At 64.6% G+C, this 16,467-nt stretch carries 12 protein-coding genes and 1 tRNA gene; 10 read left to right on the top strand and 3 right to left on the bottom strand.

The features are described 5' to 3' along the window. Positions 1-18 precede the first annotated feature (18 nt). The gene (locus IVB13_RS31835) at positions 19-1,221 is read left to right on the top strand and encodes an FAD-dependent monooxygenase (RefSeq protein WP_247491252.1); all 1,203 of its coding nucleotides are present in this window, start codon (positions 19-21) and stop codon (positions 1,219-1,221) included. Between the two features lie 15 nt (positions 1,222-1,236). Here IVB13_RS31835 and IVB13_RS31830 read toward each other — a convergent pair whose 3' ends face one another. Beyond that, the gene (locus IVB13_RS31830; protein WP_247361955.1) at positions 1,237-1,668 is read right to left on the bottom strand and encodes a twin-arginine translocation pathway signal; all 432 of its coding nucleotides are present in this window, start codon (positions 1,666-1,668) and stop codon (positions 1,237-1,239) included. 171 nt (positions 1,669-1,839) lie between these two features. Here IVB13_RS31830 and IVB13_RS31825 point away from each other — a divergent pair. Next, positions 1,840-1,928: transfer RNA gene (locus tag IVB13_RS31825), tRNA-Leu, on the top strand. 160 nt (positions 1,929-2,088) lie between these two features. Further along, positions 2,089-3,339: a multidrug effflux MFS transporter gene (locus IVB13_RS31820; protein WP_026232922.1), complete on the top strand. Its 1,251-nt coding sequence runs from the start codon at positions 2,089-2,091 to the stop codon at positions 3,337-3,339. A gap of 204 nt (positions 3,340-3,543) precedes the next feature. On the opposite strand, the gene IVB13_RS31815 is transcribed toward IVB13_RS31820, so the two are convergent. Both IVB13_RS31815 and IVB13_RS31810 read right to left on the bottom strand, forming a co-directional pair. Beyond that, on the bottom strand, positions 3,544-5,127 hold the full coding sequence (locus IVB13_RS31815) for a glycosyltransferase family 39 protein (RefSeq protein WP_346731689.1): 1,584 nt from the start codon (positions 5,125-5,127) through the stop codon (positions 3,544-3,546). Positions 5,128-5,367: 240 nt separating this feature from the next. Continuing rightward, on the bottom strand, positions 5,368-6,975 hold the full coding sequence (locus IVB13_RS31810) for an ABC transporter substrate-binding protein (RefSeq protein WP_247361948.1): 1,608 nt from the start codon (positions 6,973-6,975) through the stop codon (positions 5,368-5,370). A gap of 280 nt (positions 6,976-7,255) precedes the next feature. Between IVB13_RS31810 and IVB13_RS31805 the strand changes: the two genes are divergently transcribed. From IVB13_RS31805 to IVB13_RS31775, 7 genes are all read left to right on the top strand, one after another. Continuing rightward, entirely contained in the window at positions 7,256-8,386 is a 1,131-nt protein-coding gene (locus tag IVB13_RS31805) for a M20/M25/M40 family metallo-hydrolase (protein ID WP_247491248.1), read from the top strand. A gap of 168 nt (positions 8,387-8,554) precedes the next feature. After that, the gene (locus IVB13_RS31800; protein ID WP_007602533.1) at positions 8,555-9,496 is read left to right on the top strand and encodes an ABC transporter permease; all 942 of its coding nucleotides are present in this window, start codon (positions 8,555-8,557) and stop codon (positions 9,494-9,496) included. 20 nt (positions 9,497-9,516) lie between these two features. After that, positions 9,517-10,404 carry an ABC transporter permease gene (locus IVB13_RS31795; RefSeq protein ID WP_018455317.1) on the top strand — a complete coding sequence of 296 codons (888 nt, stop codon included), beginning with the start codon at positions 9,517-9,519 and terminating at the stop codon, positions 10,402-10,404. A gap of 14 nt (positions 10,405-10,418) precedes the next feature. Then, a complete protein-coding gene (locus IVB13_RS31790) occupies positions 10,419-12,068 on the top strand; it encodes an ABC transporter ATP-binding protein (RefSeq protein WP_247491408.1) in 1,650 nt (549 codons plus the stop codon). Between the two features lie 212 nt (positions 12,069-12,280). Then, on the top strand, positions 12,281-13,786 hold the full coding sequence (locus IVB13_RS31785; RefSeq protein ID WP_247491246.1) for a M81 family metallopeptidase: 1,506 nt from the start codon (positions 12,281-12,283) through the stop codon (positions 13,784-13,786). A 13-nt stretch (positions 13,787-13,799) separates the two neighbouring features. After that, a complete protein-coding gene (locus IVB13_RS31780; protein WP_085351102.1) occupies positions 13,800-14,972 on the top strand; it encodes a M20 aminoacylase family protein in 1,173 nt (390 codons plus the stop codon). After that, positions 14,965-16,386, top strand: a complete 1,422-nt coding sequence (locus IVB13_RS31775) for an amidase (RefSeq protein ID WP_247371619.1) — start codon at positions 14,965-14,967, stop codon at positions 16,384-16,386. The genes IVB13_RS31780 and IVB13_RS31775 overlap by 8 nt, the downstream gene beginning before the upstream one ends. The last annotated feature ends 81 nt before the right edge of the window (positions 16,387-16,467 follow it).

Genomic DNA, 16,467 nt, shown 5'->3' with positions numbered 1-16,467 from the left:
CGCTTCCATCGGCCAGGGGTGGCGCTCTCCCGAACGATTGTCATCGCCGGTGCCGGCATCGGTGGACTGACGGCTGCGCTTGCGCTCGCGGCCCGCGGCTTCCGCATCATCGTGCTGGAAAAGGCCGAGCGGCTCGAGGAAGTCGGCGCCGGTCTGCAACTCTCCCCGAACGCCAGCCGCGTGCTGGTCGAGCTCGGCCTCACCGAGCGCCTCAAGTTGCGCGCCGTGATCCCGGAGGCAGTCTCGATCATGAGCGCGCGGGCCGGCGGTGAGCTTTTGCGCATGCCGCTGGGAGAAGCCGCCGCCGAGCGCGCCGGCGCCCCCTATTGGGTGGTGCACCGCGCCGACCTGCAATCCGCCCTCGCCGGCGCAGTTTCCGACCATCCCCATATCGACCTGAAACTCGGCGCGACCTTCGAAGACGTCGCGCCTCACGCCAAGGGGCTGACGGTGGTTCATCGCAGCGGCACGATCCGGCGCAGCGATCTCGCCAGTGCGCTGATCGGCGCCGACGGTATCTGGTCGACGGTGCGCCAGCATCTATTCCCCGAGGTGCAGCCGCGCTTCTCCGGGCTGATTGCCTGGCGCGGTACGCTCGATGCCACGCAACTGCCGAAGGACTACACAGCGCGCCGGGTCCAGCTCTGGATGGGCCCGAATGCCCATCTCGTCGCCTACCCGATCGCGGGCGGACGCCAGATCAACGTGGTCGCGGTGCTGCCGGGCACCTGGAACAGGCCGGGCTGGAGCACGCCCGGCGATCCCCGCGAAGTGCTGGACGCCTTCGCCGCGCCGCGCTGGCCGCCGCCGGCGCGCATGATGCTCGCCACAGTCGACAGCTGGCGGAAATGGGCGCTGTTCGGCGTCCCCGACGACTGCCCCTGGAGTAAAGGCCCGGTCGCGCTGCTCGGCGACGCCGTGCATGCGATGCTGCCGTTTGCGGCCCAGGGCGCCGGCATGGCGATCGAGGACGCCGCGGTGCTCGCGCAGCATTTGAGCCCTGAGATCGCCGAGATCACCGCGGGCATCACGGCAGCGCTGAGACAATACGGCCGGACGCGCCAGGCGCGCGTGCGGCGGGTGCAGCGGACCGCTCGGCAGCAGGGCCGCATCTATCATTTCAGTGGGCCGCTCGCGTTCGCGCGCGATCTTGCGGTCCGCGCCCTCGGCCCGGAACGCATGCTGGCACGGCAGGACTGGATCTACGGCTGGCGGCCCTGACGCGAGGCGCTAGTTTCAGCGCACGGCTCTTGTCGATTTCGGGCCAGGCTTGATCGGGGCAGGATTGGCAGCGGGCGCCGCGGCGGCCGGCGTCGCCTCGGGGGGCGTTTCCCGGCACTTGTTGCGGCGCCAAGCGTCATCGGCCATCTGCGCCTGCCCGCGTACCGCGATGTAGTCGTTGCGATAGGCAAGCTCCGACACCACGGCGCCGCCCGCGCCGGTCTGTGCCTTGTCCATCAGCCTCTGCAAATCGCCGGTGCGGTTGGCGATCGACTTGCGCTCGCCTTCAAGCTGCTTGCAATCGTACAATTCGTACTTGGCGGGATCGGCAAAGGCCGGAGCGACCGTCTCGCTCATGCCGGCGCAGCCGGACAGCGCGAAGCCGGCCGCGAGCAGCGCGGCGACCACGCAGCACGGGCGCAGGCGATATTGGATCAAAGCTGACATGCCGGATGAATAGTCCCCGTCGATTGAGAATGCCTAAAGCAACAACAGATGTCCGGATTGAGGCTTTGCCTTGTGCCGCCGGCTCGCCTAAGGAAGAACCACCCTCCGGCCTGCAAATGCCAATTCCAGACCGCCGGCAAGGGACTTAAGTGGCTGATCTCGTTGGATCAAGCGGGCATGGCGGAATTGGTAGACGCAAGGGACTTAAAATCCCTCGGCGCGCAAGCGCTGTGCCGGTTCGACCCCGGCTGCCCGCACCACGAAAGCTGCGCGGAGGATCCCGCCGCGCGCGGCGGCCGCGAGCGCTGATACCTCATCAATTCCTGTCTGCTCCTGCACCGCCTGCCAGCCATCCCGAAACGTTGCTTGTGCAACGCAGCATTGAAGATAGATAAGGGCCTCAAATCAGAGGTGAGCTTCTTGTCCGACGTCAATGCCGACGACTGGGTGTCCTCGGGACACCGTCCCATGGGTTTCCCCGAATTCGTCATCGTGATCGCGTCGATCATGGCGCTGAATCCGCTTGCGATGGACATGATGCTCCCGGCACTGCCCAATATCGGGTCGGCCTTCAATATCCCCGTCGCCAACCATCTTCAGCTGGTGCTGTCGACCTTCCTGATCGGCTTTGGCGCGGGGCAGTTCGTCATGGGCCCGCTGTCGGATCGCTTTGGCCGCCGCCCGGTGCTGCTCGGCGGGATGGCGGTCTATGCGGTGGCAAGCGTGCTGGCGATTGCGGCGCCGTCGTTCGAGACGCTGCTGCTGGCACGCGCACTGCAGGGTTTCGGTACCTCGGCGACTCGCGTGATCGCGACCTCGATCGTGCGCGACTGTTACGTCGGCCGCCGCATGGCGAGCGTGATGTCGCTTGCGATGATGATCTTCATCGCCGTCCCCGTGATCGCCCCTTCGTTCGGACAGGCGGTGCTGCTGGTGACGCAATGGCGCGGCATCTTCGTCGTGCTGATGCTCTACGGGCTGCTCGCGCTTGCATGGTCCGTGCTGCGGCTTCCGGAGACCCTGCCTGAGAGCGAACGCAGGTCGCTTGCGCCGGCCGACGTGCTCACGGCCTACTGGCAGACCGTGACCCATCGCCAAACCCTCGGCTATGCGCTCGCCGCCGGTAGCGTCATGGGCGCGCTGTTCGCCTACGTATTTTTGGCTCAGCAAGTTTTTGTCGGCATCTATCACCTCGGCCATTATTTTCCGCTCGCCTTCGCCGGGATCGCGGCCGGCACCGCCATTGCCGGCTTTCTCAATGCGCGATTCGTCGGGACCCTCGGCATGCGCGTGATCTCGCACGGCGCGCTGACGCTCTACACCGCGGTGGCGGGAGTGATGCTGCTGACGGAAAGCCTCGCCGCGTTGCCGCTTCCCCTGTTCATGGTGCTCTCGGCGCTGATGATGTTCTCGTTCGGCATGATGGTCGCCAACTTCACTGCACTCGCCATGGAGCCGCAGGGCCACATCGCCGGCACGGCGTCCTCGCTCTACGGCTCGATCACCACGCTGATCGGCATCGCCGTCGGCATGGCCATCGGACAAAGCTTCGACGGCACGTTGCTGCCGTTCTCGGTCGGCTTCTTCGTGTCGTCCCTCGCCGCGCTCGCGATCGTGCTGGTGGTGGAGAGAGGACGGTTGTTCAGGCCGCATCATCGCGCCATCGGCTGAGGAACTCCGTGGCGCTCTCGATGTTGTACTGCAACAATTTGAAAGGGCGCTTCAATGGAACCGAAACACCGTAAAGACCACGACGCCGCGGAACGGGCGGAGACGGAACGCACGCCGTCGAGCGCCGAAAAGACCGCCGTCACCGTGCCATTCGCGAGTGAAGGGCTCGAGCGGGTCCGCGACAGCCACTGCTGAGCAAGACGCCTATTCCGTTGCGCGCCTGCTGGCGCTGAAATCGTCCGCAATGCCTTCGGGTGCCGCGCCGCTTCCACGGGGCGGCACCATCAGCACAACCACTTCCCGCGTGAGACCGGGCCGGCCCCATAGCTGCGCCTGTATGATAAGTTCCCGCCTGATGAAATGCTCGGCGCGCCCGGCCACCGAGTCCATCCACCGGCTGCAATCATCCTGATCGCGAAAACAGAGCGCGGCCCAGCCGCGCTCCAGCGTCGTCTTGTGCGGCAAGCCCCCGGGATATTGATCCTCGAACGGCCGCACGTGGTGCGGGTGGTCCGGGCTGTAGAAGGCTGTCGCGAAGGCCAGTGAATCGTCGCCGCTGACGGCGGCGAGCGGCTCGTCCGTCAGTTCGCGCCACTCGCGTGTCAATCGGCTCGCCGCTTGCGCGTAGAAATTGCGCCCGTGATCGTTGCGATAGACCGCGTGGGTCGGCGCGGCGACGAGGACGGCCGTGAGCGCGACAACGGCCACGACCACGGTGAGGTTGACGGTGTAAAAGCGCTCGATTGAATAATTTGTGCCGCAGACCACGAGAATGGCGAACAGAAACAACCCTTGCAAAGCCCACAGCGACGGCAGATCGGTGCCCATCACGAGCGAGATCAGGACCGGCAGCGCAATCGTGCCGACGGCAACGCAAAAGAGGAGCCGCAGGCCCGGATTCATCGCCGCGAAATCGTCCGGAAACTGCTTCAGCCGCGTGCCGGCGATTAATACCCAGCTGACGGCTGACACACTCATGGCCGCCAACAGGCCCAAAAGGAAGTTCCTGACATCAGCAGCAGAACTCGCCGCAGTGCCGTTGGCATGGTTCAGCGCGTAGGTGAAGGTCGATGCCCCCGTGGTCGCGAGCCAATGAAGATGCGGTGACAGCGCCGCAAGCCCGACGACGACCGAAATCCAGGGCGAGGCGGAAGTGAAATAGGCGCGTCGCGCCGGATGCGCCAGCGCGGCAAACGTGAAGCTCGCGACAAGGAAGATCGAATAATATTTGCCGACCATGGCCAGTGCCGTCGTGCATCCCACGGCAACCGCCCACGACGCCGCTCGGGTCTCGAATGCGCGCAGGAAGCACCAGGTCGCCAGTGGCCAGACGGCCAGCAGCACCGCATTGGCGTTGAAGCGCTGGGCATGGAATTGATAGGCCGGCGTCAGCATCAGGAGCAACAGCACCAGGACGCGCTTGTGCCCCGTCACGAATTGCCGCGCGATCCGATCAACGAAGACCAGCGCAAGCCCGGCATTGGCCATCGCCATCAATTGCAGCGACCAGTCGGTGAGCGGAAAAATGGCGCTCCAGCTCGCGGCAACCCAGCCGGTCAATGGCGGATGCTTGGGATAGCCCCACGCGAAATGCCGCCCCAGCGTCCAGGCCTCCAGCGTATCGGGGTGCAGACCGCTGCCGGCATAGGCGACTGCCAGATAGAGCGTCCAGATCCCGACGAAGCAGGCGACGAGAAGCGGCACGGCCCAGCCCGTCTCGACGCCATCGAGCCAACGCCGGAATGGCCGGCGCCATCGTGCCGGCGCGCGATCGGACCGTTCGGCCATCGCCTGGAATGCAAAATCGATCGGCACTGGAATCAAATGGAGGAAGGAAGATGATGCGCGAGCACGACACATCTAGTTCTGGATCGAAACAAATAGCAATGACCGCAGACTGGGAACGTTGAAAGCATCCGCTTTCTCAGCCGGCGTAAGGTCAACAAAGGACCGAGACTGGCAAAAGAGCGGCGCCGCTGATGACAGCGGCGCCGCATGATGATCCGGACGAAAGGAAGGGCCTTTGCCCTACTCCGACTTGTCGACGTTCCAGAACAGCGGGGTCGCGGGACCGTCGAGCACGCCGGTCAGCGATTTGCGCCAGCCGCTCGGCAGGAGATACTGCCCCAGCGGGATGTAGATCACCTGCTCATAGGCTTCCTTCTGGATGTCAGCGGCGATCTTCTTCTGATCGTCGAGCGAGGCGGCGCGAACGAAGTCGTCCTTGAGCTTTTCGATCTTGGCGTTCTCGGCCCAACCGAACCAGCCCTTCTTGCCCTGGCCGCCGATCGAGAGATTGGCGATCGGGTTGGAGACGTCGGCCGCGACCCAGTTGGTGAAGAACATGTTCCAGCCGCCCTCTTTCGGAGGCTTCTGACTGGCGCGGCGGCTCACCACCGTCTGCCAATCGGTCGCTTGCAGGTCGACCTTGAAGCCGGCCTCGCGCAGCAACTGAGCCGCAACGATCGGCTGCGCCTTCAGCGTCGTGACATCGCCGGGGGCCATGATCACGATCGGGGTGCCGTCATAGCCGGATTCGGCGAGCGCCTTCTTGGCTTCGGCCATGCCGTTGCCCTTCACCAGGGTCTCGGCACCGGCCTCCGTCGCGAACGGCGTATCGCACACGAAGAAGGCGCCACAGACCTTCTGATATTTGGCGTTGCCGACGAGCGCGTCGAGAACGTCCTTCTGGTTTATCGCCAGAAAGGCAGCACGGCGCACTTTGACATTATCGAACGGCGGATAAAGGAAGTTCATCCGGCCGAGCGTCTGGAAACCGAACTTGTTCGAGACCTCGATCGTGATGTCCTTGTTCGCTTCCAGTAACGGGAGCATGTCGTAAGGCAGATTTTCCACGAAGTCGATGTCGCCCGACTGCAACGCGTTCACCGCGGTCTGCGAGTCCGGCATGGTGATCCACTCGACGCGGTCGACCTTCACCACCTTGCCGCCGGAGGTCCAGCTCGACGGCTCCTTGCGCGGCACGTAATCGGTGTTCTTGACGTAGACCGCCTTCACGCCCGGCTGGAATTCCGACTGCACGAACTTGAAGGGCCCCGAACCGATCTGCTCGGGGATCTGCTTGTCCGGCGGCGTCTCGGCGAGGCGCTTCGGCATCATGAAGGCAACGCGGGAGGACGGCTTGCCGATCGAGTCGAGCACGAGGCCGTAGGGCTCCTTCAGTTTCAGCGTGATGGTCTTGGCATCGGTCGGCTCGATGCTGGCGGTGAAGTCGAGCAGTTTCTGGCCCATGCCATCGACTGCGGCCCAGCGCTTGAGCGAGGCGACGCAGTCCTCCGCCGTCACCGGCGCACCGTCATGCCACTTCAGGCCGTCGCGCAGCGTGAACGTGTAGGTGAGCTTGTCGTCGGAGATCTTCCAGTCCGCCATCTGCGGCTGGATCTTGAAGTTCGAATCGGGCGCCACGAGCGTGTCGTAGATCATGTAGCCATGGTCACGCGTGATGTAGGCCGTGGTGAAGATCGGATCGATGATGCGCAGATCCGAATGCATCACCGCCGTGATGGTCTTGCCGGCCGCAAGCACCGGCGAGGCCAGTGCGGTCGAAAGCGCGACGACCGACAGCGCAAGTTTGGAGGCGAACGCGCGAGGCCCCCGGCGCATCAACTTAAACATAAAAAGTTCTCCTGACGTGAAACTGTTCAAAGGCAGGTTATTGATTGAGCATCCGGTTCGTTCTTTAGGCGAACTAACCTCATGCAATGCCTTTATCTTTTCGAGACTTGCAGACGGTGCCGAGCGCGTCAATCCGGTTTCGCTGCAAGCCCAAGCGGCGCGCACACGGGCTCCACAAGGATCGGTTTGGCTCTACAACACTCTCCGCCTGTCCTGCCCCGCGCCGATGCAATGCGCGTTCCATGTTCCAAAGCCCAAGAGACATTGGAGAGACATTGAGATGAATCCAGCCAATCTTCCCTTCGATTCCGAAGCGATGCTACAGGGTCTGCGCGGCTGGGTGGAATGCGAAAGCCCGACCTGGGACGCGAGCGCCGTGAACCGCATGCTCGATATCGCAGCGCGGGAGATGGCGATCATGGGTGCGACGATCGAGCGCATCGCCGGTCGCCAGGGCTTTGGCGGCGTGATCCGCGCCCGCTTTCCGCATCCGAAGCAGGGCGAACCGGGCATCCTGATCGCCGGACACATGGATACGGTCCACCCCACGGGCACCATCGAGAAGCTGAAATGGCGCCGCGAGGGCAGCAAGTGCTACGGCCCCGGCATCTACGACATGAAGGGCGGCAATTATCTTTCGCTGGAAGCCATCCGCCAACTGGCCCGCGCCTCGTTCACGACGCCACTGCCGATCACCGTGCTGTTCACGCCCGACGAGGAAGTCGGCACACCCTCCACGCGCGATATCATCGAGGCGGAAGCCGCGCGCAACAGATACGTGCTGGTGCCGGAGCCCGGCCGCGCCGACAACGGCGTCACCGCCGGACGTTACGCCATCGCGCGCTTCAATCTCGAGGCGACCGGCCGGCCCAGCCACGCCGGCGCGACCTTGTCGGCGGGCCGCTCGGCGATTCGCGAGATGGCGCGGCAAATCCTCGCCATCGATGCGATGACGGGCGAAGACTGCACGTTTTCGGTCGGCGTCGTGCATGGGGGTCAATGGGTCAATTGCGTTGCCACGACCGCCACCGGCGAAGCGCTTTCGATGGCCAAGCGCCAGGCTGACCTCGATCGCGGCGTCGAGAGGATGCTGGCGCTCTCCGGTACAACCAATGATGTCACCTTCAAGGTGACGCGCGGCGTGACACGTCCGGTTTGGGAGCCCGATGCCGGCACCATGGCGCTGTATGAAAGGGCGCGCGGGATCGCCAAGTCGCTTGGCGCAGAACTGCCGCATGCGAGCGCCGGCGGCGGCTCCGACGGCAATTTCACGGGCGCAATGGGCATCCCGACTCTCGACGGCCTGGGCGTGCGTGGCGGCAACGGCCACACGCTCGAAGAGTATATCGAGGTTGAAAGTCTGGTCGAACGCGGCCGGCTGATGGCGGGGCTGCTCGCGACTCTGGAGTAACGGCGCGAGCCACATCGCCAAAACCGGGCCAGATCACCGAAACAAATTGACCGCACTGCAAAAACGGTGGCCCGGATGGCATGGGAATTGCTGAAATGTTAGGCTGGTGGCAGAACCCCAGGCTCCAGCCGCTGTCTCTGATTTGACTCTCATCTGACGGGATCCAACTTGCTCGGATATCTCCTTCGCCGAATTCTCGCCGCCGTGCCTGTGATGGGCGTAGTGGCGCTGTTCGTCTTCCTCCTGCTCCGCCTCACCCCGGGCGATCCCGCCGCGATTCTGGCCGGCGACAACGCCACGCCGGAGCGGCTCGAGCGCATCCGCACCTCGCTCGGCCTCAACGAGCCGCTGATCGTGCAGTTCATCACCTGGCTGAACAAGCTGCTGCATGGCGATCTCGGAACGTCACTCATCTCCAACCTTCCGGTGATGAAGATGATCGGCCAGCGGGTCGAGCCGTCGATCTCGATCGCGCTGTCGACCATCATCCTCGCCGTCATCGTCGCGGTTCCCCTAGGTGTGATCGCGGCGTGGAAGCACGGCACCTGGATCGACCGCTTCGTGATGGGCCTGTCCGTGCTCGGCTTCTCGGTGCCGGTGTTCGTGGTCGGCTACATCCTGATCGAGGTCTTCGCGATCGACCTGCGCTGGGTGCCGGTGCAGGGCTTCCGCAGCATCTCGAACGGGTTTGGGCCGTTCTTCGAGCGCATCATCCTGCCGACCTGTGCGCTGTCCTTCATCTATATCGCTTTGATCGCGCGCATGACGCGCGCGGCGATGCTCGACGTGCTCGGGGAGGACTACGTCCGCACCGCGCGGGCAAAAGGCATCAACGAAGTCGCCGTGATGATGCGGCACGCGCTGCGCAACGCGGCCGTGCCCGTGATCACGGTGATCGGCACCGGCTTTGCGCTTTTGATCTCCGGGGTCGTCGTCACCGAGAGCGTGTTCAACATCCCCGGCATCGGCCGCCTCACGGTGGATGCGGTGCTGGCGCGCGACTATCCGGTGATCCAGGCGATGATCTTGCTGACGTCGCTGATCTATGTCGTCGTCAATCTCCTGATCGACGTCGCCTACACGCTGCTCGATCCCCGGATCCGGTACTAGGGCTAAGGATAACAACAAAAATGTCGGTCGATACCCTTCCCCAGTCCTCCATCCCGATCACATCGCCGCTGCGACCGCGCCTCGGATTCCTGACCTCGACGCCGATCATCGCGGCGGCGACCATCTGCCTGGCGTTGGTTGTGCTGATCTCGATCCTGGCACCGTTGATCGCGCCGTATGATCCGATCCAACTTGCGCCCTCGCAGCGGCTGAAGCCCTCTTCGGCGCAATTCCTGCTCGGCACCGATGCCTATGGCCGCGACCTGCTGTCGCGCGTGATGTATGGCGGACGGATTTCGCTTCTGATCGGCATCGGCTCGGCGATCATGTCGATCGTCATTGGGTTGGCGATCGGCCTCGTCTCCGGCTTCTTCAAGCTGGTCGACTCCGTCATGATGCGGATCATGGACGGCCTGATGGCAATGCCGAGCATCCTGCTGGCAATCGCCGTGGTGTCGCTGTCCGGCGCCAGCCTCTGGACGGTGCTGATCGCGATCACGATCCCCGAAGTTCCGCGCGTGGCACGCCTGGTGCGTTCGGTCGTGCTGTCGGCGCGCGAAGAGCCCTATGTTGAAGCGGCGATCTCGGTCGGCACATCCCTGCCAAAGATCATGTGGCGGCATTTGATGCCGAACACGATCGCACCTCTGATCGTGCAGGGCAGTTACGTCTGCGCGTCCGCGATCCTTACTGAGGCCATCCTCTCCTTCCTCGGCGCCGGCATCTCGCCGGAAACGCCGACCTGGGGCAACATCATGGCCGAGGGCCGTCAGTACTTCCAGCTCAAGCCGACGCTGATCTTCTGGCCGGGCCTGCTGCTCTCGATCGCCATCCTCAGCATCAATTTGATCGGCGACGCCGCCCGCGATGCACTCGATCCGCGCATGAAGCAGCGGGAAGGCAAATGATGACCGATCAAGTGATGACCAGCCCGATCCTCGACATCAACAACCTCGTCGTGTCCGTCGGCAAGAAGCCGAATGCTGCAAACATCCTCGACGGCATCTCGATCCAGGTGCACGAGCGCGAGACGCTGTGCCTCGTCGGCGAAAGCGGCTCGGGCAAGTCGGTGACCTCGCTGACCACCATGGGTCTGCTGCCGAAGGGCACGCTGGTTCCCACCGGCGGCAGCGTCAAGCTGGTCGGTGAGGAGATTCTCACCGCGACCGACCGCCGCCTGCGGCAGCTCCGCGGGACCCGGATGGCGATGATCTTCCAGGAGCCCATGACGGCACTCAATCCGGTGATGCCGGTCGGCCGCCAGATCGACGAAGTCCTGCGCGCGCACACCAAACTCGACGCGAAGGCGCGCAAGAAGCGCATCCTCGACATGATGGAGCAGGTGCGTCTGCCCCAGGTCGAGCGTATCTTTGCCTCCTACCCTCACCGACTCTCCGGCGGTCAGCGCCAGCGCATCATGATCGCGATGGCGCTCGTGCTCGAACCGAAGCTGCTCATTGCGGACGAACCGACCACCGCGCTCGACGTCACCACGCAGAAGCAGATCTTGACCCTGATCCGCGACCTCCAGCGCGATCACGGAACCGCAGTGCTGTTCATCACCCACGACATGGGCGTGGTCGCCGAGATCGCCGACCGCGTCGCCGTGATGCGGCAGGGCCGACTGGTGGAGACCGGAACGCTGGATTCCATCCTGCGCAATCCGACCATGGAGTACACCCGCAACCTGCTTTCCGCAGTGCCGAGCCTGGTGCCGCGCGCGGCACGGCTTGAGACCAAGGAACCGGTGGTGCTGGAAGCCAACGAGCTTGGGAAGGTCTACCGCGAGCGCACGTTCTTCGGTAAAGGCCGCGAAGTCGTCGCTGCCGACAAGGTCACGCTGACGCTGCGCAAGGGCCGCACGCTCGGCATCGTCGGCGAGAGCGGCTCAGGCAAATCGACCGTGGCGCGCTGCATCGTCCGCCTGATCGACCCGACTTCGGGCGGCGTGCGCCTCTCCGGCCGCGAGATCTCGGACATTTCGCGGCGGCTGTTGCAGCCGCATCGGAAGAAGATCCAGATCGTATTCCAGGACCCCTACCGCTCGCTCAACCCGCGCGTCACCGTCGGCGAAAGCATCGCGGAAGGCCCGATCAATTACGGCGTGTCGCATGCCGACGCAACGAAGCGTGCGCGCGAATTGCTCGAGCTGGTCGGCCTGCCCGCCGATGCGGTCGCGCGCTATCCGCACCAGTTCTCCGGCGGCCAGCGTCAGCGCATTGCGATCGCCCGCGCGCTCGCACTCGATCCCGACGTGCTGGTCGCGGACGAGGCGGTCTCCGCCCTCGACGTCTCCGTGCAGGCGCAGGTGCTGGAACTGTTCGACGAGATCCAGCAGCGGCTCGGCATCGCCATCCTGTTCATCACTCACGATCTACGCGTCGCAGCACAGATCTGCGACGAGGTCATGGTGATGCAACACGGCCGCGTCGTCGAGCAGGGTCCGGCCGCCGAAGTGCTGACGCATCCGAAGGAGGCGTACACCAGAGCCCTGCTCGAGGCAGCGCCAGGCCGCGGCTGGGATTTTGCGAACTTCCGGCCGGTGGCCGAGGGCGCGGCGGCCAGCGCCTAGTCTCTCGCCTCGTCATTGCGAGCGCAGCGAAGCAATCCAGACTGTCCCCGCGGAGGGATTCTGGATTGCTTCGCTTCGCTCGCAATGACGGCAGTTGCGACAAGCATTCCCAAAACGGCTTGACGCCATGCGCGGCGCGATTGCTTCCCGGCTTGCTCTCGCCGCAAGCACAGGGCTAACGTCGCGCACTTTCAATTGCTGGACTTGAGTTGATGACACGTATCGCCGTCGGCGGCTTCCTGCACGAGACCAACACCTTCGCTCCGACGAAGGCGACGTTCGCGGACTTCCAGCACGGCGGCGGCTGGCCGGCGATGACGCAAGGTCCCGACGTGCTGAAGGTGATGCGCCGCATCAATGTCGGCCTCGCCGGTTTCGTCGACAGCGCCGAGGCCCACGGCTGGGAACTCATTTCAACGATTGCCTGCGGCGCGAGCCCTTCGGCGCATGTCACCAAGGACGCCTTCGAGCGCATCGTGAAGGTCATGGTCGATGGCATTGCAGCCGCCGGCCCGATCGACGCCGTCTATCTCGATCTGCACGGCGCGATGGTCACGGAACATCTCGACGACGGCGAAGGCGAGATTCTCGCGCGCGTGCGCCGCGTCATCGGCAAGGGCATTCCGCTTGTCGCGAGCCTCGACCTGCACGCCAACGTCACGCCCGAGATGATAGAGCATGCGGACGCGCTGATCGCCTACCGCACCTATCCCCATGTCGACATGGCCGAGACCGGCCGCGCCTGCGCGCAATATCTCGCAATGCTTCTGAAGACAAAGCAGCGTTTCGCAAAGGCTTTCCGGCAATTGCCGTTCCTGATTCCGATCAGCTGGCAGTGCACCAACGACCAGCCGACCAAGGGCATCTACGAAAAGCTTGCCGCGCTGGAGAGCGACGCGGTTCCGACGCTGTCCTTCGCGCCCGGCTTCCCCGCCGCCGATTTCCGCGATTGCGGGCCGAGCGTGTTCGCCTATGGCAAGACGCAAGCCGATGCCGACCGCGCGGCGGATGCGATCGTGAAGCTGATCGAAAGCCACGAGGACGATTTCGACGGCAAGATCTGGTCACCTGATGACGGCGTACGCCACGCGATGGAACTCTCGAAGGGCGCCAGCAAGCCGATCATCATCGCCGACACCCAGGACAATCCCGGCGCCGGCGGCGATTCCGACACGACGGGGATGTTGCGCGCGCTGGTGCGCAATAAGGCGAGCGCCGCGACCGGCGCGATCTATGATCCGGAGTCTGCCAAAGCCGCGCATGCAGCCGGCGCCGGTGCCATTGTGACGCTGTCGCTCGGTGGCAAGTCCGGCATCCCCGGCGACGAGCCCTATCGTGCGACCTTCGTCGTCGAAAAACTTTCGGACGGCCGCTTCATCGCGCCCGGTCCCTACTACGGCGGCCGCGAGATGGAGATGGGCCCGTCGGCCTGCCTTCGCATCGGCGATGTCCGGGTCGTCGTATCCTCGCATAAGGCGCAGCTCGCCGACCAGGCAATGTACCGCTATGTCGGCATCGAGCCGACCGAAGAGAAGATTTTGGTCAACAAGAGCTCGGTGCACTTCCGCGCCGATTTCGAGCCGATCGCAGAAAAGCTGATGATCTGCGCCGCCCCCGGCGCGATGCCCGCGGATACAGCCACGCTGCCATGGACGCGCCTGCGGCCGGGCATCCGCATCAAGCCGAACGGCCCGATTTTCACTCCCTCCTCACGCTAACTGGACAGAACACATGCCCACGATCGACCGCATCGACGGCTATGCCGACGAACTCACTGCCATCAGGCGCGACCTTCACGCCCATCCGGAAATCGGCTTCGAGGAAGTGCGCACCTCCGGAATCGTCGCGGACAAGCTGAAGAGCTGGGGCATCGAGGTGCATCGCGGTCTCGGCGGCACCGGCGTGATCGGCGTCATCAAGGGCAAGGGGTCGAGCGGCAAGCGTATCGGGCTTCGCGCCGACATGGACGCGCTGCCGATGGAGGAGAACACCAATCTGAAATGGAGCTCGAAAATCCCCGGCCGCTTCCACGGCTGTGGCCATGACGGCCACACCACCATGCTGCTCGGCACCGCGCGCTACCTCGCCGAAACCAGGAACTTCGACGGCACCGTGCACCTGATCTTCCAGCCGGCCGAGGAAGGTCTCGGCGGCGCCCGCGCGATGATCAAGGACGGGCTGTTCGAGAAATTTCCCTGCGACGAACTCTACGGCCTGCACAACGCGCCCGACCTCAACCACGGCGAGATCGCGATCCTGCCCGGCCCCGCGATGGCCAGCGCCGACTTCTTCGACCTCCGCATCACTGGCTACGGCGCGCACGGTGCGATGCCCGAACGCTCCAAGGACGCGGTGATCATCGCGACCACGCTGGCGCAGGCGATCCAGACCATCGTCAGCCGCAACGTCGAGCCGCTGCAGGCCGCCGTCGTCTCGATCACGCAGATTCACGCCGGTTCGGCGTACAACGTCATCCCCGGCGAAGCGCATCTTTGCGGCACCATCCGCACTTTCTCGAAAGAAGTCCGCATCCTGATCAGCGAACGCATTCGCACGATCTGCGCCGGCATTGCGAGCGCCTATCAGTGCGTGATCGACGTCGACATCCGCGACACCTTCGATGTGCTGGTCAACCAGGTCGAGCAGTCCAAGGTGGTCGAGGAGGTCGCGCGCACCATCGTCGACCCCGCCAACGTGATCACCCGCGCCCAGCCGAAGATGGGCAGCGAGGATTTCGCCGACATGCTTCAAACCATTCCCGGCGCCTATTTCTGGGTCGGCCACGACGGCTCGGTGCCCGTGCACAATCCCGGCTTCGTGCTCGACGACAAGATCCTGCCGATCGGTGCCAGCATGTTCGCCCGGATCATCGAGACCCGGATGCCGGTGGGTGCCCATGCATAAAAAGGGTGTCGAAGAGGAAGTCACCTCGCTGCACGATCTCTCTGCGGTCGATCTGATCGCGGGCTATCGCGCCAAGCAGTTCTCGCCGAGCGAGGTGCTGGAAGACGTGCTCGCGCACGTCGCCGCGTGGGAGCCGCACCTCAAGGCGCTTTATGCATTCGATCCCGACGGCGCGCGCGAGACCGCGAAGGCCTCGACCGCGCGCTGGTCCGGGGGCGAGCCGTCCGGAGCGCTCGACGGCGTGCCGGTGACGGTGAAGGACAACATCGCGACCAAAGGCGTGCCGGTGCCGCTGGGCGCGGCCAGCGTCAAGCTCGTGCCGGCCGAGAAGGACGCACCGCCCGCCGCGCGCCTGCGCGAAGCCGGCGCGATCATCTTTGCCAAGACCACCATGCCTGATTACGGCATGCTGTCCTCGGGGCTGTCCTCCTTCCACGCGCTCGCGCGCAATCCCTGGGACCTCTCCAAGAACCCCGGCGGCTCCAGCGCCGGCGCGGGCGCCGCGGCCGCGGCCGGCTATGGTCCGCTGCATCTCGGCACCGATATCGGCGGCTCGGTCCGCCTGCCCGCGGGCTGGTGCGGCCTCGTCGGATTGAAGCCGAGCTTTGGCCGCGTGCCGATCGATCCCACCTATGTCGGCCGAGTCGCCGGCCCCATGACCCGCACCGTTGACGATTGCGCGCTGATGATGAGCGTGATCGCAAAACCCGACCGGCGCGACGGCATGAGCCTTCCAGCGGAGCCCCTCAACTGGAAGGGGCCGGAGAAATCCCCGCGCAAACTGCGCATCGGATTGATGCTCGATCCCGGCGTTGGCCTCGCGCTGGAGAAACCGGTGCGCGAGGTCGCGGTAAAGGCGGCGAAAGCGTTCGAATCCGCAGGCGCCGTCGTCACCGAGGTCGACGGCATCCTCACGCGCGAGATGCTCGACGGGCTCGACAGCTTCTGGCGCGCACGGATGTGGGACGATCTGTCCAAGCTGACGCCCGCCGAACAGGCAAAGGTGCTGCCCAACATTTTCAAGTGGGGCGAGTCCGGCGCGAAGCTCTCGGGCGTCGACGTCATCAGGGGCTTCAACCAGACCATGGCAATCCGCGCTGCGGCATCAAAGCTGTTCTGCGAGCTCGACTATGTGATCTCGCCGACCGCGCCGAACGTGAATTATCCGGCGGAGTGGGCCTCGCCGACCAACGATCCCATGAAGCCGTTCGAACACATTGCCTATACCGTGCCATGGAATATGTCGGAGAATCCGGCGATCTCCATCAACGGCGGCTTCGACGCCAAGGGTTTTCCCATCGGCGTGCAGATCGTCGGCCGCCGCTTCGACGATATCGGCGTGCTTGGCATGGCCAAGGCTTTCGAGAGCCTGCGCGGGCCGCAGAAGCCCTGGCCGAGCCCGCCGGCGAATTAGATACACTCCGTCATGGCCGGGCTTGTTGTTTAGACTGGCCATCCGCGTTCTCTTACTGGCCGCCACATGCCCAGTCCGCGC

The sequence above is a fragment of the Bradyrhizobium sp. 17 genome (assembly GCF_023073515.1).
Classification (GTDB): Bacteria; Pseudomonadota; Alphaproteobacteria; order Rhizobiales; family Xanthobacteraceae; genus Bradyrhizobium; species Bradyrhizobium canariense_D.
This window is presented reverse-complemented; position numbering and strand designations above follow the sequence as displayed.

Excerpts from the sequence above, each read along its gene's own strand:
- IVB13_RS31830 (WP_247361955.1), bottom strand. The coding sequence starts at position 1,668 with ATGTCAGCTTTGATCCAATATCGCCTGCGCCCGTGCTGCGTGGTCGCC.
- IVB13_RS31795 (WP_018455317.1), top strand. The coding sequence starts at position 9,517 with ATGTCGGTCGATACCCTTCCCCAGTCCTCCATCCCGATCACATCGCCG.
- IVB13_RS31780 (WP_085351102.1), top strand. The coding sequence starts at position 13,800 with ATGCCCACGATCGACCGCATCGACGGCTATGCCGACGAACTCACTGCC.
- IVB13_RS31805 (WP_247491248.1), top strand. The coding sequence starts at position 7,256 with ATGAATCCAGCCAATCTTCCCTTCGATTCCGAAGCGATGCTACAGGGT.
- IVB13_RS31815 (WP_346731689.1), bottom strand. The coding sequence starts at position 5,127 with ATGGCCGAACGGTCCGATCGCGCGCCGGCACGATGGCGCCGGCCATTC.
- IVB13_RS31785 (WP_247491246.1), top strand. The coding sequence starts at position 12,281 with ATGACACGTATCGCCGTCGGCGGCTTCCTGCACGAGACCAACACCTTC.
- IVB13_RS31810 (WP_247361948.1), bottom strand. The coding sequence starts at position 6,975 with ATGTTTAAGTTGATGCGCCGGGGGCCTCGCGCGTTCGCCTCCAAACTT.
- IVB13_RS31790 (WP_247491408.1), top strand. The coding sequence starts at position 10,419 with ATGACCAGCCCGATCCTCGACATCAACAACCTCGTCGTGTCCGTCGGC.
- IVB13_RS31775 (WP_247371619.1), top strand. The coding sequence starts at position 14,965 with ATGCATAAAAAGGGTGTCGAAGAGGAAGTCACCTCGCTGCACGATCTC.